Annotated in this window: 27 protein-coding genes; 26 read left to right on the top strand and 1 reads right to left on the bottom strand. The window is 69.1% G+C overall.

Annotated features, from left to right (window positions below):
* Positions 1-2,465, top strand: a 2,465-nt coding sequence (gene rpoC / locus JWP64_RS25035; protein WP_297501893.1) for a DNA-directed RNA polymerase subunit beta', incomplete at its 5' end; no start/stop codon positions are given.
* A gap of 119 nt (positions 2,466-2,584) precedes the next feature.
* Here rpoC and JWP64_RS25030 read toward each other — a convergent pair.
* A complete protein-coding gene (locus JWP64_RS25030) occupies positions 2,585-4,924 on the bottom strand; it encodes an alpha/beta hydrolase fold domain-containing protein (protein ID WP_297501890.1) in 2,340 nt (779 codons plus the stop codon).
* A gap of 632 nt (positions 4,925-5,556) precedes the next feature.
* Here JWP64_RS25030 and rpsL point away from each other — a divergent pair.
* From rpsL to rplO, 25 genes are all read left to right on the top strand, one after another.
* Positions 5,557-5,931 carry a 30S ribosomal protein S12 gene (gene rpsL / locus JWP64_RS25025; RefSeq protein ID WP_037046087.1) on the top strand — a complete coding sequence of 125 codons (375 nt, stop codon included), beginning with the start codon at positions 5,557-5,559 and terminating at the stop codon, positions 5,929-5,931.
* A 1-nt stretch (position 5,932) separates the two neighbouring features.
* Positions 5,933-6,403: a 30S ribosomal protein S7 gene (rpsG, locus tag JWP64_RS25020; protein ID WP_297501883.1), complete on the top strand. Its 471-nt coding sequence runs from the start codon at positions 5,933-5,935 to the stop codon at positions 6,401-6,403.
* A gap of 50 nt (positions 6,404-6,453) precedes the next feature.
* A complete protein-coding gene (fusA, locus tag JWP64_RS25015; protein WP_297501880.1) occupies positions 6,454-8,553 on the top strand; it encodes an elongation factor G in 2,100 nt (699 codons plus the stop codon).
* A 116-nt stretch (positions 8,554-8,669) separates the two neighbouring features.
* Positions 8,670-9,863, top strand: a complete 1,194-nt coding sequence (gene tuf, locus JWP64_RS25010) for an elongation factor Tu (RefSeq protein WP_297501879.1) — start codon at positions 8,670-8,672, stop codon at positions 9,861-9,863.
* 490 nt (positions 9,864-10,353) lie between these two features.
* The gene (gene rpsJ, locus JWP64_RS25005; RefSeq protein WP_003938093.1) at positions 10,354-10,659 is read left to right on the top strand and encodes a 30S ribosomal protein S10; all 306 of its coding nucleotides are present in this window, start codon (positions 10,354-10,356) and stop codon (positions 10,657-10,659) included.
* A 13-nt stretch (positions 10,660-10,672) separates the two neighbouring features.
* Positions 10,673-11,329, top strand: a complete 657-nt coding sequence (rplC, locus tag JWP64_RS25000; protein WP_297501876.1) for a 50S ribosomal protein L3 — start codon at positions 10,673-10,675, stop codon at positions 11,327-11,329.
* Positions 11,329-12,024 (top strand): 50S ribosomal protein L4, encoded by a 696-nt coding sequence (gene rplD / locus JWP64_RS24995; protein ID WP_297501873.1) that lies wholly within the window; start codon positions 11,329-11,331, stop codon positions 12,022-12,024. The genes rplC and rplD overlap by 1 nt, the downstream gene beginning before the upstream one ends.
* Positions 12,021-12,320: a 50S ribosomal protein L23 gene (rplW, locus tag JWP64_RS24990; RefSeq protein ID WP_297501871.1), complete on the top strand. Its 300-nt coding sequence runs from the start codon at positions 12,021-12,023 to the stop codon at positions 12,318-12,320. Before rplD ends, rplW begins: the two co-directional genes overlap by 4 nt.
* Positions 12,321-12,336: 16 nt before the next feature.
* A complete protein-coding gene (gene rplB, locus JWP64_RS24985) occupies positions 12,337-13,170 on the top strand; it encodes a 50S ribosomal protein L2 (protein ID WP_297501869.1) in 834 nt (277 codons plus the stop codon).
* 15 nt (positions 13,171-13,185) lie between these two features.
* Entirely contained in the window at positions 13,186-13,467 is a 282-nt protein-coding gene (gene rpsS, locus JWP64_RS24980; RefSeq protein WP_020622935.1) for a 30S ribosomal protein S19, read from the top strand.
* Positions 13,468-13,502: 35 nt separating this feature from the next.
* Positions 13,503-13,928: a 50S ribosomal protein L22 gene (rplV, locus tag JWP64_RS24975; protein ID WP_297501864.1), complete on the top strand. Its 426-nt coding sequence runs from the start codon at positions 13,503-13,505 to the stop codon at positions 13,926-13,928.
* Positions 13,928-14,764: a 30S ribosomal protein S3 gene (rpsC, locus tag JWP64_RS24970; protein ID WP_297501862.1), complete on the top strand. Its 837-nt coding sequence runs from the start codon at positions 13,928-13,930 to the stop codon at positions 14,762-14,764. Before rplV ends, rpsC begins: the two co-directional genes overlap by 1 nt.
* 3 nt (positions 14,765-14,767) lie before the next feature.
* Positions 14,768-15,187 (top strand): 50S ribosomal protein L16, encoded by a 420-nt coding sequence (gene rplP, locus JWP64_RS24965; protein WP_297501859.1) that lies wholly within the window; start codon positions 14,768-14,770, stop codon positions 15,185-15,187.
* Positions 15,187-15,423, top strand: a complete 237-nt coding sequence (rpmC, locus tag JWP64_RS24960) for a 50S ribosomal protein L29 (RefSeq protein ID WP_297501857.1) — start codon at positions 15,187-15,189, stop codon at positions 15,421-15,423. The genes rplP and rpmC overlap by 1 nt, the downstream gene beginning before the upstream one ends.
* On the top strand, positions 15,420-15,689 hold the full coding sequence (gene rpsQ / locus JWP64_RS24955; RefSeq protein WP_297501854.1) for a 30S ribosomal protein S17: 270 nt from the start codon (positions 15,420-15,422) through the stop codon (positions 15,687-15,689). The genes rpmC and rpsQ overlap by 4 nt, the downstream gene beginning before the upstream one ends.
* A complete protein-coding gene (rplN, locus tag JWP64_RS24950) occupies positions 15,686-16,054 on the top strand; it encodes a 50S ribosomal protein L14 (RefSeq protein ID WP_297501852.1) in 369 nt (122 codons plus the stop codon). Before rpsQ ends, rplN begins: the two co-directional genes overlap by 4 nt.
* A 1-nt stretch (position 16,055) precedes the next feature.
* A complete protein-coding gene (rplX, locus tag JWP64_RS24945; protein WP_297501849.1) occupies positions 16,056-16,382 on the top strand; it encodes a 50S ribosomal protein L24 in 327 nt (108 codons plus the stop codon).
* Position 16,383: 1 nt separating this feature from the next.
* Positions 16,384-16,947, top strand: a complete 564-nt coding sequence (rplE, locus tag JWP64_RS24940) for a 50S ribosomal protein L5 (protein ID WP_297501846.1) — start codon at positions 16,384-16,386, stop codon at positions 16,945-16,947.
* 1 nt (position 16,948) lies between these two features.
* On the top strand, positions 16,949-17,134 hold the full coding sequence (locus tag JWP64_RS24935; protein WP_297501844.1) for a type Z 30S ribosomal protein S14: 186 nt from the start codon (positions 16,949-16,951) through the stop codon (positions 17,132-17,134).
* 196 nt (positions 17,135-17,330) lie between these two features.
* Positions 17,331-17,729, top strand: a complete 399-nt coding sequence (gene rpsH, locus JWP64_RS24930) for a 30S ribosomal protein S8 (protein WP_297501841.1) — start codon at positions 17,331-17,333, stop codon at positions 17,727-17,729.
* Positions 17,730-17,744: 15 nt separating this feature from the next.
* Positions 17,745-18,284, top strand: a complete 540-nt coding sequence (rplF, locus tag JWP64_RS24925; RefSeq protein ID WP_297501838.1) for a 50S ribosomal protein L6 — start codon at positions 17,745-17,747, stop codon at positions 18,282-18,284.
* Positions 18,284-18,688 (top strand): 50S ribosomal protein L18, encoded by a 405-nt coding sequence (gene rplR / locus JWP64_RS24920; RefSeq protein ID WP_297501835.1) that lies wholly within the window; start codon positions 18,284-18,286, stop codon positions 18,686-18,688. The genes rplF and rplR overlap by 1 nt, the downstream gene beginning before the upstream one ends.
* A gap of 31 nt (positions 18,689-18,719) precedes the next feature.
* The gene (gene rpsE / locus JWP64_RS24915; RefSeq protein WP_297501831.1) at positions 18,720-19,346 is read left to right on the top strand and encodes a 30S ribosomal protein S5; all 627 of its coding nucleotides are present in this window, start codon (positions 18,720-18,722) and stop codon (positions 19,344-19,346) included.
* A complete protein-coding gene (gene rpmD, locus JWP64_RS24910) occupies positions 19,346-19,546 on the top strand; it encodes a 50S ribosomal protein L30 (RefSeq protein WP_297501828.1) in 201 nt (66 codons plus the stop codon). The genes rpsE and rpmD overlap by 1 nt, the downstream gene beginning before the upstream one ends.
* A complete protein-coding gene (gene rplO, locus JWP64_RS24905; RefSeq protein ID WP_297501825.1) occupies positions 19,546-19,995 on the top strand; it encodes a 50S ribosomal protein L15 in 450 nt (149 codons plus the stop codon). The genes rpmD and rplO overlap by 1 nt, the downstream gene beginning before the upstream one ends.
* The last annotated feature ends 188 nt before the right edge of the window (positions 19,996-20,183 follow it).

Here is a 20,183-nt window from a genome sequence, read left to right as displayed (position 1 = left end):
GCTCGCAGGTGTGGGACGTGCTCGAGGAGGTCATCTCCGAGCACCCCGTGCTGCTCAACCGCGCGCCGACGCTGCACCGCCTCGGCATCCAGGCCTTCGAGCCGCAGCTGGTCGAGGGCAAGGCCATCCAGCTGCACCCGCTGGTCTGCGAGGCGTTCAACGCGGACTTCGACGGTGACCAGATGGCGGTGCACCTGCCGCTGTCGGCCGAGGCGCAGTCCGAGGCCCGGGTGCTGATGCTCTCGAGCAACAACATCCTGTCGCCGGCATCCGGGCGTCCGCTCGCCATGCCGCGTCTGGACATGGTCACGGGTCTGTACCACCTGACCCGGATCCGTCCGGAGGCGCACGGCAACGGCGGGTCGTACAGCTCGCTCGCCGAGGCGATCATGGCCTACGACCGGAAGACACTGCACCTGCAGGCGCCGATCAAGATCCGGCTCCCCGGAGTCGCCCCGATCGCCGGGACGGTGCTCGAGGACGGCGAGGTCTGGAAGGCGGAGACGACGCTCGGCCGCGTGCTCTTCAACGAGCTGCTGCCGGTGGACTACCCGTTCATCAACGATGCGCTGCCCAAGAAGGCGCAGGCCGCGATCATCAACGACCTGGCCGAGCGCTACTCGATGACCGAGGTCGCGCAGGTCCTGGACCGGCTGAAGGACGCGGGCTTCTACTGGGCCACGCGCTCCGGCGTGACGCTGGCGATCGACGACGTCGTGGTGCCGCCGAACAAGCAGCAGATCCTCGACGGTTACGAGCTCAAGGCCGACCAGGTCAACAAGCGGTACCAGCGCGGTGCGCTCTCCCACCAGGAGCGCAACGACGAGATGGTCAAGATCTGGACCCAGGCGTCCGAAGAGGTCGCCAGGGCCATGGAGGACAACTTCCCCGAGGACAACCCGATCCCGCTGATCGTGAAGTCCGGGGCCGCGGGCAACATGACGCAGGTCCGGCAGCTCGCCGGTATGCGTGGTCTGGTCGCGAACCCCAAGGGTGAGTACATCCCCCGCCCGATCAAGGCGAACTTCCGCGAGGGCCTGTCGGTGCTGGAGTACTTCATCTCCACGCACGGCACCCGTAAGGGTCTGGCGGACACCGCGCTGCGGACCGCGGACTCGGGCTACCTGACCCGGCGTCTCGTGGACGTCTCGCAGGACGTCATCGTCCGCGAGGTGGACTGCGGCACCGAGCGGGCGGTCACCATGGCCGTCACGGAGGAGACCGCGGACGGGACGCTGATCCCGCACCGCTACATCCGCACCTCGGTGTACGCGCGCTGCTCGGCCGAGGAGGTCCGCGGCCCGGACGGCGAGATCATCGTCGAGAAGGGCGGGGACCTCGGGGACCCGGCACTGGACGCCCTCGTGGCGGCCGGCGTCCGGACGATCCGGGTGCGCAGCGCCCTGACCTGCGCTTCGGCCACCGGCATCTGCGGCATGTGCTACGGCCGCTCGATGGCCACCGGCAAGCTGGTGGACGTCGGCGAGGCCGTCGGCATCGTCGCGGCCCAGTCCATCGGTGAGCCCGGTACGCAGCTGACCATGCGTACGTTCCACCAGGGTGGTGTCGCCGGTGACGACATCACGACCGGTCTGCCCCGTGTCACGGAGCTCTTCGAGGCTCGCGTGCCGCGTGGCAAGGCGCCCATCGCGGACGTCGACGGCCGGATCCGGATCGAGGACGGCGACCGCTTCTGGAAGATCACCCTCACCCCGGACGACGGGGGCGAGGAGATCGTCTACGAGAAGCTGTCGAAGCGTCAGTGGCTGGCGATGACCGACGTCGACGGCCAGGAGCGCCCGCTCCGCGACGGCGACCACGTGCACGTCGGCCAGCTGCTCCTCGAGGGCACGGCGGACCCGCACGAGGTGCTGCGCGTCATGGGCCCGCGTGAGGTGCAGCTGCACCTCGTGCGTGAGGTGCAGAAGGTGTACCGCACGCAGAGCGTGGACATCCACGACAAGCACATCGAGGTCATCGTCCGGCAGATGCTCCGCCGGGTGACGATCATCGACTCGGGTGCCACCGAGTTCCTGCCCGGCGCGCTCGCCGAGCGGGGCGAGTTCGAGTCGGAGAACCGGCGCGTGGTGTCCGAGGGCAACGAGCCGGCCTCCGGCCGCCCGGTGCTCATGGGGATCACGAAGGCCTCGCTGGCGACGGAGTCGTGGCTGTCCGCGGCCTCGTTCCAGGAGACCACCCGGATCCTCACCGATGCGGCGATCAACGGAAAGCGCGACAAGCTCGTCGGGCTCAAGGAGAACGTCATCATCGGCAAGCTGATCCCCGCGGGCACGGGGATCAACCGGTACCGCAACATCCAGGTGCAGCCCACGGAGGAGGCCCGCGCGGCCGCCTACGCGCTGCCGAGCTACGACGACGGCTACTACAGCCCCGACGTGTTCGGCACGGGCACCGGTGCCGCGGTGCCGCTGGACGACTACGACTTCGGTCGCGACTACCGCTAGCCGGTAGCCGGTTCGGGCCCCCCGCGACGGCGGGGGGCCCGATGCCGAAGGCGAGGTCCCGAACGGGGCCGGATACCGCTCTCCCGTGGCGGTGTTCGGCCCCGTTCGTCGTTTCCGGGCTACTCGGCGCGGTAGTTGTCCGCGTCGAAGGTCCGGGTGCGGCGGCGGTACTCCGTCATCGTGCCGGGCCAGTTGTTCACGATCCGGCCCTCGGCGTCGCGGTACCAGCTGGAGCACTCGGTCCAGACGCTGCCGGTGAGCCGGTCCTGGATCTCGACGTCGTAGTCCGTCGCGGCGTCCTCCCGGACCTCCAGCGTGCGGACACCGGCCGCGAGCCGCCGGATCCCCTCGCGGACGTACCGGATCTGGCACTCCAGCATGTGCACGATCGATCCCGAGCCCACGTTGGTGTTCGGGCCGTAGAGCAGGAACAGGTTGGGGAAGCCGGGCACGGTGATCCCGAGGTGGGCGCGGGCCCCGTCGCGCCACTGCTCGGAGAGCTCCACGCCGCCGCGGCCGAACACCTTCATCGGCGCCAGGAAGTCGTTGGTGCGGAAGCCCGTGCCGAACACGATCACGTCCGCCGGGTGCAGGACGCCGTCGGCGGTGCGGATGCCGTCGGGCGTGACCTCGGCGATCGCGGCGGTCTCCACGTCGACGTGGGGTTTCGCGAGGGCGCGGAACCAGTCCGACGAGATGAGGATCCGTTTGCAGCCCACCGGGTAGTCCGGCTCGACCCGGGCCCGCAGTTCGGGGTCCGGGAGTTGCGCGCGGACGAGCGCGGCGTAGGCGAGCCGGAACGGGGTGGCGGCCGCGCGGACCGACGTGAGCCCCAGCGCCCCGAACTCGAAGAAGGCGCCCCAGAACCCGCGCGACACCGTGCGCCACATCGGGAACCGCTGGAACAGCGCCAGGGCGCGCGGGCCGTAGCGGCGGTCGGGCTTCGGGATCAGGTAGGGCGCGGAGCGCTGGAACACGGTCAGCGCCGCGACCTCGTCGGCGATCGCGGGCACGAACTGGATCGCGCTGGCGCCGGTCCCGACGACGGCGACCCGCTTCCCCCGCAGGTCGACGTCGTGATCCCAGCGCGCGGAGTGGAACACCGGGCCGCGGAACGACGGGAGCCCGGGGAGGTCCGGCTCGGCGGGACGGGAGAGCTGACCACAGGCCGAGACCAGGGCGTCCGCCTCGACGGTCTCGCCGGCGCCCGTGGCGAGCCGCCACACGGCCCGCTCCTCGTCGAAGCGGGCCTCGGTGATCTCCGTGTACAGCCGCAGGTCCGGCTCGAGCCCGTGCTCGGCGGTGACCCGGCGCAGGTAGCGCAGGATGTCCGGCTGCGGGGCGAACCGCCGGGACCACTCGCGGCCGGGCGCGAAGGAGTACGAGTACAGGTGCGAGGGGACGTCGCAGGCCGCGCCGGGATAGGTGTTGTCCCGCCAGACGCCGCCGACACCGTCGGCCTTCTCGAACAGCGTGGTGTCGGTGAGGCCGTCGGCGCGCAGCGCGGCGCCCATGCCGATCCCGCCGAACCCCGTCCCGACGACGGCGACCCGCGGCCGTCGTGCCACTACGTCGGCGCGCAGGGCCGCACCGAGCGCGCGGAGGTCCGCGGCCGCCTGCCCGAGGAGCCCGGCGAAGACCAGGTGGTCGTGCCACATCCCGGGGGCGACGTGCAGATCGGCGCGGCCACCGACGGCCGCGACACCCCGGACGAGCCGTTCCGCGTCCCCGACCAGGATCTCGTCCGCCCCGGCGACGACGTGCAGCGGCGGCAGCCTGGACAGGTCCGCCTCGAGCGGGCGCAGGCCCGGGGAGTCGCTGCCCGCGCGGTAGGCCACGGCGGCCCGGCGGAGCCAGCGCGGGTCGAGCATCGCGTCCCGCCCCGTGTTCGCCGCGACGGCGGGGTCGGTGAGGTCGAGATCGAGCCACGGCGAGATCAGGCCGACGGTGCCGGGCAGCTCCTCGCCGGCGTCCCGCAGCCGGAGGAGCAGCGCCACGGCGATCCCGGCGCCCGCGGAATCTCCGGCGAGGACGATGCGTTGAGGTACTTGTCCTGCTTCCACCAGGGCGTGGAAAGCGGCGTGCGCGTCGTCGACCGCGGCCGGGTACGGGTGCTCCGGCGCGCGCCGGTAGTGCAGCAGGTGCACGGGGGCTCCGCTCGCCTCGGCGAGGCCGGCGCCCAGCCCGAGGTGCGAGGCCGGGGAACCGGTCGTGTACCCGCCGCCGTGCAGGAACAGCACGACGTGAGGGCCGGTCGACTCGGCGGTGGTGACCCGTACGGACGGGACGCCACCCAGGGACGACGAGGTGTTCCGGGTCCCACGGGGGAGCGGGAGCACCCGGCCGGACAGGTCGAGCAGTCGTCGCTGCGCGCCCACGGGGATCCGTGGGGACAGCACGGGGGCGACGGTGGCCCGTACCAGCGCCCGGACGACGGGGCGCGGCAACGTGAGGTGCATTACCGGACGGTAACCAAGGTGACGTCCTCACGGGACAGCCCGGTCGGGGCATTCCGGGCCCGCGCGGGCCAGCAGGCCCGCGCTCCGGCCGGTGCGGTCACCGCGTCGGCGGGGCGCGTCGAACGGACGGAGCCCGGCTCCGGACGTACGGCGAGCGGAAGAAACGCTGCGGCGAGCGGGTGAGTCGCCTTGCCTCACCGCGGCGGGCTACGGCACTCTGCGGGGACCTTCGCAAGACCTGGTCGGACCCGTTTTGACCCTCGTGGCACGGGCCGAGTATTCTTGGGTCTTGCGCTCGTTCGCGCGCGTCCGGATCTTCGTGGATCGCCAGATCCTCGCAGGTCGGGACGCCACGGTCGGGCCGATCCGCGTGCCTCTCGGTTCCGGGTCGCGCAGTACCCGCCCTCCGGGACGTCGTGCCGCTCGATCGGGTCCGTCCGGCGGCGGGAACCCTGGACGCTCCCCGGAGTCGAGATGACCTCGTCGTGGAGTGTGCAGGGCGCGACACGCCCGACCTCGGGTTCCGGCGGGCCGGTTCACGCCGGCCCCGGAACCCGGCGCACGACCTGCCCGCCCGAGCAGCCGCACGGGCGAGACACCTGAGAAGCACCAAGGGAAGAAGTAGACGGTTCATGCCCACGATTCAGCAGCTGGTCCGCAAGGGCCGCGAGGACAAGGTCGCGAAGACCAAGACCGCCGCCCTCAAGGGCAGCCCCCAGCGGCGCGGCGTGTGCACGCGCGTCTACACGACGACCCCGAAGAAGCCGAACTCGGCGCTGCGGAAGGTCGCGCGCGTCAAGCTCAGCAGCGGCATCGAGGTCACCGCCTACATCCCGGGCGAGGGTCACAACCTGCAGGAGCACTCGATCGTGCTGGTCCGTGGCGGTCGTGTGAAGGATCTGCCGGGTGTCCGGTACAAGGTCATCCGCGGCTCGCTCGACACGCAGGGCGTGAAGAACCGCAAGCAGTCCCGCAGCCGTTACGGCGCGAAGAAGGAGAAGAGCTGATATGCCGCGCAAGGGCCCCGCTCCGAAGCGGCCGCTGGTCTCCGACCCGGTCTACAGCTCGCCGCTGGTCACGCAGCTGGTGAACAAGGTGCTCCAGGACGGCAAGCGTTCGCTGGCCGAGCGCATCGTCTACGCCGCCCTCGAGGGCACCCGCGAGAAGACCGGCACCGACCCGGTCGTCACGCTCAAGCGCGCGCTGGACAACGTCAAGCCGGCCCTCGAGGTCCGCAGCCGCCGTGTCGGTGGCGCGACCTACCAGGTCCCGGTCGAGGTCCGCGCAGTGCGGCAGACCACCCTGGGTCTGCGGTGGCTGGTCAGCTACGCCGGCCAGCGCCGTGAGAAGACCATGGTCGAGCGGCTCATGAACGAGCTCCTCGACGCGAGCAACGGCCTCGGCGCCGCCGTCAAGCGGCGCGAGGACATGCACAAGATGGCGGAGTCCAACAAGGCCTTCGCCCACTACCGCTGGTGACGGGCCCGATCGTCCGCGCCAACCTCCACTAAGAGGGAAGAGAGCTGACAGTGGCACGGGACGTGCTGACGGACCTCACCAAGGTCCGCAACATCGGCATCATGGCTCACATCGATGCCGGCAAGACCACGACCACCGAGCGGATCCTGTACTACACCGGGATCAACTACAAGATCGGTGAGGTCCACGACGGCGCGGCGACGATGGACTGGATGGAGGAGGAGCAGAAGCGCGGCATCACGATCACGTCCGCCGCGACGACCTGCTTCTGGAAAGACCACCAGATCAACATCATCGACACCCCCGGGCACGTCGACTTCACCGTCGAGGTGGAGCGTTCGCTGCGCGTCCTCGACGGCGCCGTCGCGGTCTTCGACGGCAAGGAAGGTGTCGAGCCGCAGTCCGAGCAGGTCTGGCGGCAGGCCACGAAGTACGACGTTCCCCGCATCTGCTTCGTCAACAAGATGGACAAGCTGGGCGCTGACTTCTACTTCACGGTCCGCACCATCCAGGACCGGCTCGGCGCCAAGCCGCTGCCGATTCAGCTCCCGATCGGCTCGGAGAACGACTTCATCGGAGTCGTCGACCTGGTCGAGATGCAGGCGCTCACCTGGCGCGGCGACGTCCAGAAGGGCGAGGACTACGCCGTCGAGGAGATCCCGGCGGACATGGCCGACGTGGTCGCCGAGTGGCGCGAGAAGCTGGTCGAGGCCGTGGCCGAGACCGACGACGCGCTGATGGAGTCCTACCTCGGTGGCGACGAGCTCACGGTCGAGCAGATCAAGACCGGTATCCGGCGGATCGTCACGAACCGCTCGGCGTACCCGGTCCTCTGCGGGTCCGCGTTCAAGAACAAGGGCGTCCAGCCCATGCTCGACGCGGTCATCGACTACCTGCCGTCGCCGTACGACGTGCCGCCGGTCGAGGGCACGCTGCCGGACGGGGAGACCCCGGCCAGCCGCAAGCCCAGCAAGGACGAGCCGTTCTCGGCCCTCGCCTTCAAGATCGCCGCGCACCCGTTCTTCGGCAAGCTCACCTACGTCAGGGTCTACTCGGGCCGGGTCGCCGCGGGCTCCCAGGTCGTGAACTCGACCAAGGACCGCAAGGAGCGCATCGGGAAGCTCTTCCAGATGCACGCCAACAAGGAGAACCCGGTCGACGAGGCCATGGCCGGCCACATCTACGCGGTCATCGGCCTGAAGGACACGACGACGGGCGACACGCTCTGCGACCCGCAGCAGCCGATCGTCCTCGAGTCGATGACCTTCCCGGACCCGGTCATCCAGGTCGCGGTCGAGCCCAAGACCAAGGCCGACCAGGAGAAGCTGGGCATCGCGATCCAGAAGCTCGCGGAAGAGGACCCCACGTTCCAGGTCTCCCTGGACGAGGAGAGCGGTCAGACGATCCTCGCCGGCATGGGCGAGCTGCACCTCGAGGTGCTCGTCAACCGGATGAAGTCCGACTACAAGGTCGAGGCGAACATCGGTAAGCCGCAGGTCGCCTACCGCGAGACGATCCGCAGGCCCGTCGAGAAGTACAGCTACACGCACAAGAAGCAGACCGGTGGCTCGGGGCAGTTCGCCAAGGTGATCATCACCCTGGAGCCGTTGGACACCGCGGACGGTGCGCTGTACGAGTTCGACAACAAGGTCACCGGTGGTCGTATCCCGCGGGAGTACATCCCGTCGGTCGACGCCGGCGCGCAGGACGCCATGCAGTACGGCATCCTCGCCGGATACCCGCTGGTCGGGGTCAAGCTGACCCTGGTCGACGGTGCCTACCACGAGGTCGACTCGTCCGAGATGGCCTTCAAGGTCGCCGGCTCGATCGCCCTCAAGGAGGCGGCTCGCCAGGCCAGCCCGGCCATCCTCGAGCCGATGATGGCCGTCGAGGTCACGACGCCCGAGGACTACATGGGCGACGTGATCGGCGACCTGAACTCCCGCCGTGGCCAGATCCAGGCCATGGAGGAGCGGTCGGGCGCACGCATCGTCAAGGCGCTCGTTCCGCTGTCCGAGATGTTCGGCTACGTCGGTGACCTCCGGTCGCGGACCCAGGGCCGGGCGAACTACACGATGGTCTTCGACTCGTACGCCGAGGTTCCGGCGAACGTGGCCAAGGAGATCATCGCCAAGGCGACGGGCGAGTGAGAGCGCCGGGTCGCGGCCCTGTAGGGTCCGCGGCCCGGCTCTCCGCACGACCGTTCCAACCCCAGACCTGCCGTCAGCACGGCGGATAAGAACATCAAGTCCAGGAGGACACTGCAGTGGCGAAGGCGAAGTTCGAGCGGACCAAGCCGCACGTCAACATCGGCACCATCGGTCACATCGACCACGGCAAGACCACGCTGACGGCGGCCATCACCAAGGTTCTGCACGACAAGTACCCGGACCTCAACGAGGCCTCGGCGTTCGACATGATCGACAAGGCACCGGAAGAGCGCCAGCGCGGTATCACGATCTCGATCGCGCACGTCGAGTACCAGACCGAGAAGCGGCACTACGCCCACGTGGACTGCCCCGGTCACGCGGACTACATCAAGAACATGATCACCGGTGCGGCGCAGATGGACGGCGCCATCCTGGTGGTCGCCGCGACCGACGGCCCGATGCCCCAGACGAGTGATCACGTGCTGCTCGCCCGTCAGGTCGGCGTGCCCTACATCGTGGTGGCGCTCAACAAGTCGGACATGGTCGACGACGAGGAGATCCTCGAGCTCGTCGAGCTGGAGGTCCGTGAGCTGCTGTCGTCGCAGGAGTACCCGGGCGACGACCTGCCGATCGTGCGCGTCTCGGCGCTCAAGGCCCTCGAGGGCGACGCCGAGTGGTCCGAGAAGCTCCTCGAGCTCATGGACGCCGTGGACGAGAGCATCCCGGAGCCCGAGCGGGACATCGCGAAGCCGTTCCTCATGCCCGTCGAGGACGTCTTCACGATCACCGGTCGTGGCACCGTCGTCACCGGCCGCATCGAGCGCGGCATCGTCAAGGTGAACGAGGAGGTGGAGATCGTCGGCATCAAGGAGAAGTCGACGAAGACCACCGTCACCGGTGTCGAGATGTTCCGTAAGATCCTCGACGAGGGTCGCGCGGGCGAGAACGTCGGCCTGTTGGTCCGCGGCATCAAGCGCGAGGACGTCGAGCGCGGGCAGGTCATCGTCAAGCCCGGCTCGATCACCCCGCACACGGACTTCGAGGGCCAGGTCTACATCCTGTCGAAGGACGAGGGTGGCCGTCACACCCCGTTCTTCAACAACTACCGTCCGCAGTTCTACTTCCGGACGACGGACGTGACCGGCGTGGTGACGCTGCCCAGCGGCACCGAGATGGTCATGCCCGGTGACAACACCACCATGAGCGTCGCGCTGATCCAGCCGATCGCCATGGAGGAGGGCCTGCAGTTCGCCATCCGTGAGGGTGGACGGACCGTCGGCGCCGGCCAGGTCATCAAGATCAACCAGTAAGACCTTTCGCGGCCCGTGGACCCCCGTGGTCCACGGGCCGCACCCCGGTCGGGGGTGCCTGAAACACGTATGGCATCCTTGACGGGTTGCGCGTCGGAGGCAAGCGCGCGGAAGCCGGGTTTCCCGGGACTCCGTGCTCACGCCGCCGGCGCCGGCCCCGGATTGACAGCGAACCCCCTGGGGGGAGCGGTGAACCGGGGGACCGGTGTGCGAGTAGTAGGGCGACACGCCCGACCTCGTGGACCGGAGCCCACTGGGTGGGACAGGAACCGAACGGATGCGAATCCGGGCGGACCCCGGCCCACATGGGTGAGACCTGAACAGAGCGCGGACCGCGGTCGGTGACCGGCGCCCGGAGCGTGTCGAGGAGACACGTGGCCGGCGACGCCGAGGCCGGTGGGCAGGTGCGGGCGATGCGGGGCTCCCGAACGGGGGGCTCGACCCGGAGAACCGTGAAGCAGCGGCAGGAAGAAGAGGACGACCCACGACCATGGCGGGACAGAAGATCCGCATCAGGCTCAAGGCCTACGACCACGAGGCAATCGACGCGTCTGCTCGCAAGATCGTGGAGACTGTGACGCGCACCGGTGCCCGGGTCGTGGGGCCTGTGCCGCTGCCGACCGAGAAGAACGTGTACTGCGTCATCCGCTCGCCGCACAAGTACAAGGACTCGCGCGAGCACTTCGAGATGCGCACTCACAAGCGGCTCATCGACATCCTCGACCCGACGCCGAAGACGGTCGACGCGCTGATGCGCATCGACCTCCCGGCCAGTGTCGACGTCAACATCCAGTAGGGCTGACGAGACGATGACGACTGACAGGCAGATCACCGGCATCCTCGGGCGCAAGCTCGGGATGACCCAGGTATTCGACGAGAACAACCGGATCGTTCCGGTCACCGTGGTCCAGGCCGGACCCAACGTGGTGACCCAGATCCGCTCCCAGGAGACCGACGGCTACGTCGCCGTCCAGCTTGCGTTCGGCGCTGTGGACCCGCGCCGGGTGAACAAGCCGGAGACCGGTCACTTCGCGAAGGCCGGGGTCACCCCCCGGCGCTTCACCGTCGAGCTCCGCACCTCCGACGCCGCCGAGTACAGCCTCGGCCAGGAGATCACCGCGGAGGTCTTCGAGGTGGGCACGACGGTCGACGTCGTGGGCACCACGAAGGGCAAGGGCACCGCGGGTGTCATGAAGCGCCACGGGTTCAAGGGCCTCGGCGCCTCGCACGGCACCCAGCGCAAGCACCGCTCGCCGGGCTCCATCGGCGGCTGCGCCACCCCGGGCCGGGTCTTCAAGGGCCTCCGGATGGCCGGCCGCATGGGCGTCGCGCGGGTGACCACGCAGAACCTGACCGTGCACCGGGTCGACGCCCAGCGCGGCCTGCTGCTGATCAAGGGTGCGGTCCCCGGCGCCAAGGGCGGCCTCGTGGTCGTCAAGACGGCCGCGAAGGGTGGTGGCAAGTAATGAGCACGATCGACGTCAGGACCCCCGAGGGCAAGGCGAGCGGCAGCGTCGAGCTGCCCGCGCACGTCTTCGACGTGTCCGCCAACGTCCCGCTGATGCACCAGGTGGTCGTGGCCCAGCTGGCCGCCGCCCGCCAGGGCACGCACGACACCAAGACCCGCGGCGAGGTTCGCGGCGGTGGCAAGAAGCCGTACCGGCAGAAGGGCACCGGCCGCGCCCGCCAGGGCTCGATCCGCGCCCCGCAGTTCGCCGGCGGTGGCGTCGTCCACGGCCCGACACCGCGTGACTACACCCAGCGGACCCCGAAGAAGATGAAGGCCGCCGCCCTGCGTGGCGCCCTCTCGGACCGGGCCCGCGCCGGGCTGGTGCACGTGGTCAGCGGCCTGGTCGAGGGCGACACACCCTCGACGAAGTCCGCCCGGACGATCCTCGCGGCGATCCTGCCCGAGGGCCGGACCAAGGTGCTCGCGGTCGTCGGCCGCGACGACTCGGTGAACCTGCTGAGCCTGCGCAACCTGCCGGACGTGCACCTCATCGCCCCGGACCAGCTGAACACCTACGACGTGCTCGTCAACGACGTCGTGCTGTTCACCTCGGCCTCGCTCGAGACCTTCCTCGCCGGCCCCGTCGCGGTGCCGACCCGGAAGTCGAAGGCCGCCGAGTCGTCGCAGCGTGAGAAGGAGGAGAGCAAGTGATCCCCGACCCGCGCGACGTGCTGCTCGCGCCGGTTGTGTCGGAGAAGAGCTACGGGCTGCTGGATCAGCGCCAGTACACCTTCGTCGTCAAGCCGGACACCAACAAGACCCAGATCAAGATTGCCGTGGAGAAGGTCTTCGGAGTCAAGGTGCTCAGCGTCAACACGCTGAACCGCCAGGGCAAGCGCAAGCGTTCGAAGACCGGCTACGGCAAGCGCAAGGACACCAAACGCGCGATCGTCACTCTCTCCGCGGAGAGCAAGGACATCGACGTGTTCGGTGGCCGGGTGAGCTGAGGAAAGGAGCAGACCCATGGGAATCCGCAAGTACAAGCCGACCACCCCCGGCCGTCGCGGCTCCAGCGTCTCCGACTTCGCCGAGATCACCCGGTCGACGCCCGAGAAGTCGCTGATCCGCCCGCTGCACAACAAGGGTGGCCGTAACGCCCACGGAAGGGTGACCACGCGTCACCAGGGTGGCGGTCACAAGCGCGCCTACCGCCTGATCGACTTCAGGCGGAACGACAAGGACGGCGTGCCGGCCAAGGTCGCTCACATCGAGTACGACCCCAACCGCACGTCCCGCATCGCGCTGCTGCACTACGCCGACGGCGAGAAGCGCTACATCATCGCGCCGGCGAAGCTCAAGCAGGGCGACGTCGTCGAGGCCGGCCCGAAGGCCGACATCAAGGTGGGCAACAACCTGCCGCTGCGCAACATCCCGACCGGCACCGTGATCCACGCGATCGAGCTCCGCCCCGGTGGCGGCGCGAAGATCGCGCGGTCCGCCGGCTCGAGCGTGCAGCTCGTCGCCAAGGACGGCCCCTACGCGCAGCTGCGCATGCCGTCCGGTGAGATCCGCAACGTCGACGTGCGCTGCCGGGCCACCGTCGGCGAGGTGGGCAACGCCGAGCACTCCAACATCAACTGGGGCAAGGCCGGCCGCATGAGGTGGAAGGGCAAGCGCCCGACCGTCCGTGGTGTCGCCATGAACCCGGTCGACCACCCGCACGGTGGTGGTGAGGGCAAGACCTCCGGTGGTCGCCACCCGGTCAACCCCGCGGGCAAGCCCGAGGGCCGCACCCGCCACACCAAGCCGTCCGACAAGTTGATCGTCCGCCGGCGTCGTACCGGCAAGAAGCGCTGAGCAGGGAGGTAAGAGATGCCGCGCAGCCTGAAGAAGGGCCCGTTCGTGGACGACCACCTGCTCAAGAAGGTGGACGCTCTCAACGAGTCCGGCAAGAAGACCGTCATCCGGACCTGGTCCCGTAGGTCCACCATCATCCCCGACATGATCGGCCACACGATTGCGGTGCACGACGGCCGCAAGCACGTGCCGGTGTTCGTGTCGGACTCGATGGTCGGCCACAAGCTGGGGGAGTTCGCTCCCACCCGCACGTTCCGGGGCCACATCAAGGACGACCGCAAAGCGCGCAGGCGTTGAGCGGCCCGAGTAGCGACTAGGAGAGGTGGAGAACAATGGCTGACACAGCCCAGGACACCGCCGGCGCCGCGCTCGAGCTGCCTCGTGCGCGTGCCAAGGCCCGGTTCGTCCGCATGTCGCCCACGAAGGTGCGGCGTGTGATCGACCTGGTCCGTGGCCTGCCGGTCGCCGAGGCCCTCGCGATCCTGCGGTACTCGCCGCAGGCCGCCGCGGAGCCCGTGGCCAAGGTCGTGGCGAGCGCCGCGGCCAACGCAGAGAACAACCTCGACCTGGCCCCGGAGACCCTCGTGATCGCCGTGGCCATGGTCGACGAGGGCCCGACGCTCAAGCGGATCCGGCCGCGCGCCCAGGGGCGTGCGTACCGCATCCGCAAGCGGACGAGCCACATCACCGTCGAGCTCGAGTCGCGGCCCGCCAAGGCCGGACGCGGCGCACGTGGTGCGAAGGGAAGGGCCCGCTGATGGGGCAGAAGATCAACCCGCACGGGTTCCGTCTGGGTATCACCACGGACTGGAAGTCCCGCTGGTACGCGGACAAGCAGTACGCCGAGTACGTCAAGGAGGACGTCGAGATCCGCAAGATGCTCGCCAAGGGCATGGAGCGGGCCGGCATCTCCAAGGTCGAGATCGAGCGCACCCGGGACCGCGTGCGGGTGGACATCCACACCGCGCGTCCGGGCATCGTGATCGGCCGGCGCGGCGCGGAGGCGGACCGCATTCGAGGCAACCTCGAGAAGCTGACCAAGAAGCAGGTCCAGCTCAACATCCTCGAGGTCAAGAACTCCGAGTCGGACGCGCAGCTCGTGGCACAGGGTGTCGCCGAGCAGCTGTCCAACCGCGTCGCCTTCCGGCGCGCGATGCGTAAGGCCATCCAGTCGGCCATGCGCTCGCCGCAGGTCAAGGGGATCCGTGTGCAGTGCTCCGGTCGCCTCGGCGGCGCGGAGATGTCGCGCTCGGAGTTCTACCGCGAGGGTCGGGTTCCGCTGCACACGCTGCGCGCGGACATCGACTACGGCCTCTTCGAGGCCCGTACCTCCTTCGGCCGCATCGGCGTGAAGGTCTGGATCTACAAGGGTGACGTCGTGGGGGGCCGCCGTGAGGGCGCGCCCGCCGCCGCGCCGTCCGGCGACCGTGGCCCCCGCCGCGAGCGTCCCGCCCGTCGCCGTTCCGGTTCGTCCGGCACCACGGCCACGAGCACGGACGCCGGGCGCGCCGCCGCGGAGCAGTCCGGTGGCGGCACCGCGACGGCCGTGCAGGCGGACTCGGCCCCGGCCGAGAACGCCGGTGGGGAGTCCTGAGTCATGCTGATTCCACGCAGAGTCAAGCACCGCAAGCAGCACCGTCCGCACCGGACGGGCGCCTCGACCGGTGGGACCCGCGTCACCTTCGGTGACTTCGGGATCCAGGCGCTGGAGCCGGCCTACGTCACCAACCGCCAGATCGAGTCGGCGCGTATCGCGATCAACCGGCACATCAAGCGTGGTGGCAAGGTCTGGATCAACGTCTTCCCGGACCGCCCCCTGACCAAGAAGCCCGCCGAGACCCGCATGGGTTCCGGTAAGGGTTCCCCCGAGAAGTGGGTGACCAACGTGAAGCCCGGGCGGGTGCTCTTCGAGATGAGCTACCCGAACGAGCAGACCGCGCGCGAGGCCCTGCGTCGCGCCATCCACAAGCTGCCCATGAAGTGCCGGATCGTGACCCGTGAGGGTGGTGACATCTGATGGCCGCCACGACTGCTGCCGAGCTGCGTGAGCTGAGCGACGAGGAGCTCGTGCTGCGGGTCCGGGAGTCCAAGGAGGAGCTGTTCAACCTCCGCTTCCAGATGGCGACCGGGCAGCTGGACAACAACCGGCGGCTGCGTACCGTCCGGCACGACATCGCGCGGGTCTACACGATCATGCGTGAGCGCGAGCTGGGCCTCTCGGCCGCCCCGAGCGACGATGAGGGCGCGGCATGAGTGAGAACACCAGCACGCGCGGGGAGCGGAAGGTCCGCGAGGGCCTGGTCGTGTCCGACAAGATGGACAAGACCATCGTGGTCACTCTCGAGGACCGCGTGAAGCACCCGCTGTACGGCAAGGTCATCCGCCGGACCAGCAAGGTCAAGGCGCACGACGAGGCCAACACGGCCGGCGTGGGCGACCGCGTCCGGCTGATGGAGACCCGGCCCACGTCGGCCACCAAGCGGTGGCGGCTGGTCGAGATCCTGGAGAAGGCGAAGTGATCCAGCAGGAGTCGCGACTGCGCGTCGCGGACAACACCGGTGCCAAGGAGATCCTGTGCATCCGGGTGCTGGGCGGTTCGGCGCGGCGCTACGCGGGGATCGGCGACGTCATCGTCGCCACCGTGAAGGACGCCATCCCCGCGGCCGGCGTGAAGCGCGGTGACGTCGTCAAGGCGGTCATCGTGCGCACGGTCAAGGAGAGGCGTCGCCCGGACGGCAGCTACATCCGGTTCGACGAGAACGCCGCCGTCCTGATCAAGGACAACGGCGAACCGCGAGGGACCCGCATCTTCGGCCCGGTCGGGCGCGAACTGCGCGACCGCAAGTTCATGCGGATCATCTCCCTCGCCCCGGAGGTGCTCTGACATGAAGGTCAAGAAGGGCGACACCGTCCTGGTGATCGCGGGTAAGGACAAGGGAGCGAAGGGCAAGGTCATCCAGGCCTACCCGGAGCGCGACCGCGTCCTGGTCGAGGGCGTCAACCGGATCAAGAAGCACACCCGGGTGAGCCAGAACCAGCGCGGTGCCCAGTCGGGCGGGATCGTGACCCAGGAGGCGGCAATCCACGTCTCCAACGTCATGGTCGTCGACGCCGACGGGAAGCCGACTCGCATCGGCAAGTCCGTCGTCGAGACCGAGGACGGCAAGGCGAAGCGTGTCCGGATCTCCCGCAAGTCCGGGAAGGAGATCTGAGATGACCACCGCTGAGAAGACGGCGCCGCGCCTCAAGGCGCGCTACGTCGCCGAGATCAAGCCGGAGCTGCAGAAGCAGTTCGAGTACTCGAACGTCATGCAGATCCCGGGCGTCGTGAAGGTCGTCGTGAACATGGGTGTCGGAGACGCCGCCCGTGACTCGAAGCTGATCGACGGCGCGCTGCGCGACCTGGCCACCATCACCGGCCAGAAGCCGCTGATGCGCCGGGCGACCAAGTCCATCGCACAGTTCAAGCTGCGCGAGGGACAACCGATCGGCGCGAAGGTCACCCTTCGCAACGACCGGATGTGGGAGTTCCTGGACCGGCTGCTGACCATCGCGCTGCCGCGTATCCGTGACTTCCGTGGGCTCTCGGCCACCCAGTTCGACGGCCGGGGCAACTACACCTTCGGTCTCAACGAGCAGTCGATGTTCCACGAGATCGACCCGGACTCGATCGACCGGCCGCGTGGCATGGACATCACCGTCGTGACCACCGCGACCACGGACGAGGAAGGCCGGGCGCTCCTGCGCCAGCTCGGCTTCCCCTTCAAGGAGGCCTGAGATGGCGAAGAAGGCGCTTCGGATCAAGGCGGAGAAGACGCCGAAGTTCAAGGTCCGCGGTTACACCCGCTGCCAGAAGTGCGGCCGGCCGCGCGCCGTGCTGCGCAAGTTCGGCCTGTGCCGCATCTGCGTGCGCCAGATGGCGCACGCGGGCGAGCTGCCGGGTGTGCACAAGAGCAGCTGGTAGCTGCAGCTAGGCTGTCCGTATGCGGTGAGTGGTGCCACGGCACCACTCACCGCACACGGGAGATCCACCCTCTGCGCGGTGGACAGCGCCCGCTCCGCACCGCGGAGCGGTCGCACCACGTACCGCGCACAGGCCACGAAGTGGCACCAGTCGCCGCAGGCCCTCACGGGAACCACGGCGGGAAAGAGATACCACCATGACGATGACCGATCCGATCGCAGACATGCTCACGCGTCTGCGGAACGCGAACTCGGCCTATCACGACCAGGTCGTGATGCCCCACTCCAAGCTGAAGGTCGCCATCGCGGAGATCCTTCAGAAGGAGGGCTACATCTCGGCCCACCACACCGAGGACGCAGAGGTCGGCCAGGCCCTGGTCGTCGAGCTGAAGTACGGGCGCAACCGCGAGCGGAGCATCGCCGGCCTGCGCCGGGTCTCCAAGCCCGGTCTGCGTGTGTACGCAAAGTCCACCAACCTGCCGCGCGTTCTGGGTGGCCTGGGTGTCGCGATCATCTCGACGTCCCACGGGCTCATGACCGACAAGCAGGCGTTCCGGAGTGGCGTGGGCGGGGAAGTCCTCGCCTACGTCTGGTAGAGGGGAGAAGTAGCGATGTCCCGTATCGGGAAGCTGCCGATCGCCGTTCCGTCCGGCGTCGACGTGTCGATCGAGGGCCGCACGGTCACCGTCAAGGGCCCCAAGGGCACCCTGTCGCACACCGTGATCGAGCCGATCACGGTCGAGCGCGACGACGACGGCACGGTTCTGGTCAAGCGGCCGGACGACGAGCGCAAGACGAAGGCCTACCACGGCCTCTCGCGCACGCTCGTGAACAACCTCGTCGTTGGTGTCACCAACGGCTACGAGAAGAAGCTCGAGATCCACGGTGTCGGTTACCGCGTCGCGCTGAAGGGCGGGAACCTCGAGTTCGCGCTCGGCTTCAGCCACCCCGTCGTGATCGAGGCGCCGGAGGGCATCACCTTCACGGTGGAGTCGCCCACCCGGTTCTCCGTCTCGGGTATCGACAAGCAGTTGGTCGGGGAGATCTCCGCCAACATCCGGAAGCTGCGCAAGCCCGACCCGTACAAGGGCAAGGGCGTGCGTTACTCCGGCGAGACGATCCGCCGCAAGGTCGGAAAGACGGGTAAGTGATGGCCGAGACGATTTCTGCCAAGGCGAAGAAGCGCGCCGCCTCGCGGGTGTCCGCCACCCGTCGCCGGTCGGTGACCCGCCGCCACGCACGGCTCCGCAAGAAGATCAGCGGCAGCGCCGAGCGCCCGCGGCTGGCCGTCAAGCGCAGCTCGCGGCACATGTTCGTGCAGCTGATCGACGACCTGACCGGCCACACGCTGGCCTCGGCGTCGACGCTGGATGCGGACATCCGCACGCTGGACGGCGACAAGAAGGCCAAGGCGGCGAAGGTCGGCGAGCTCATCGCCGGCCGCGCCAAGGAGGCCGGCGTGAGCGCGGTCGTGTTCGACCGGGGTGGCTACGACTACCACGGCCGCATCGCGGCGCTCGCGGACGCCGCCCGTGAGGGAGGCCTCGAGTTCTGATGGACAAGTTCGAGATGGAAGGGACCGTCTGATGCCGGGACGTACGCGGCGCGAAGGCGGAGGGCCCGGTGGCGGAAGCAACGACCGCCGGGACCGCCGTGACGGAGGCCGTGGCGGGGCGGCCCAGGACAAGACCCCGTACATCGAGCGGCTGGTGACGATCAACCGCGTCGCCAAGGTCGTCAAGGGTGGTCGGCGCTTCAGCTTCACCGCGCTGATGATCGTCGGCGACGGCGACGGCCTGGTGGGCGTCGGCTACGGCAAGGCCAAGGAGGTGCCGGCGGCGATCGCCAAGGGCGTGGAGGAGGCGAAGAAGAACTTCTTCCGCGTCCCCCGCATCGGCGGCACCATCGTGCACCGTGTCCAGGGTGAGGCGGCCGCGGGTGTCGTCCTGCTCCGCCCGGCCAGCCCCGGTACCGGTGTCATCGCCGGTGGTCCGGTGCGCGCCGTCCTGGAGTGCGCCGGCATCCACGACATCCTGTCGAAGAGCCTGGGCAGCGACAACGCGATCAACGTCGTGCACGCCACGGTGGCCGCGCTGAAGATGATCCAGCGTCCCGAGGAGGTCGCGGCACGCCGTGGCCTGCCGCTCGAGGACGTCGCTCCCGCGCAGATGATGCGGGCCCGTGCGGCCGCCGCTCAGGCTGCGAGGTCGTGATGGCTGACTCGACGACGGGCAAGCTCAAGGTCACGCAGGTTCGCAGCGCCATCGGTGGCAAGGCGAACCAGCGCGAGACCCTCAAGGCCCTCGGCCTGCGCAAGATCCGCCAGTCCTCGGAGTGGCCGGACAACGCCCAGGTCCGCGGCATGATCAACACCGTCCGGCACCTCGTGACGGTGGAGGAGGTGAGCTCCTGATGACCGACTCCATCAAGGTCCACCACCTGCGTCCGGCCCCCGGAGCCAAGACCGCGAAGACCCGTGTGGGTCGCGGTGAAGGCAGCAAGGGCAAGACCGCCGGTCGTGGTACCAAGGGCACCAAGGCCCGGAAGAACGTGTCTCCGGCCTTCGAGGGCGGGCAGATGCCGCTGCACATGCGGCTGCCCAAGCTCAAGGGCTTCAAGAACCGTTTCCGGGTCGAGTACCAGGTCGTGAACGTCGGCGACCTCGCGGTCCTCTTCCCCGAGGGCGGCACCGTCGGGCCGGAGGAGCTGGTCGCGGCCGGCGCCGTTCGGAAGAACCAACCCGTCAAGGTGCTGGGGACCGGTGACCTCGACGGCGTGAAGCTGACCGTCAGCGCGAACGCCTTCTCCGGGTCCGCCCGCGAGAAGATCGCCGCTGCCGGTGGCTCGGTCACCGAGCTGTAGGAACACCGGGGCGGCGCCGCGAGGGGCCGCTCCACAGCCGACGCCGTCCGTGTCGACCCGTTCGCCCCTTGTGTCCGCACAGGTGTGACCCGGGCTCACGGGCGGCGTCGTCGCGTTCGGGACCGCTGTTAGAGTCGGTCGCGCTCGTGGAGAAGTCGCGTCACCCGCCCGGCGCCGTCTCGCATGGC

Source organism: Pseudonocardia sp., assembly GCF_025465255.1.
Classification (GTDB): Bacteria; Actinomycetota; Actinomycetes; order Mycobacteriales; family Pseudonocardiaceae; genus Pseudonocardia.
This window is presented reverse-complemented; position numbering and strand designations above follow the sequence as displayed.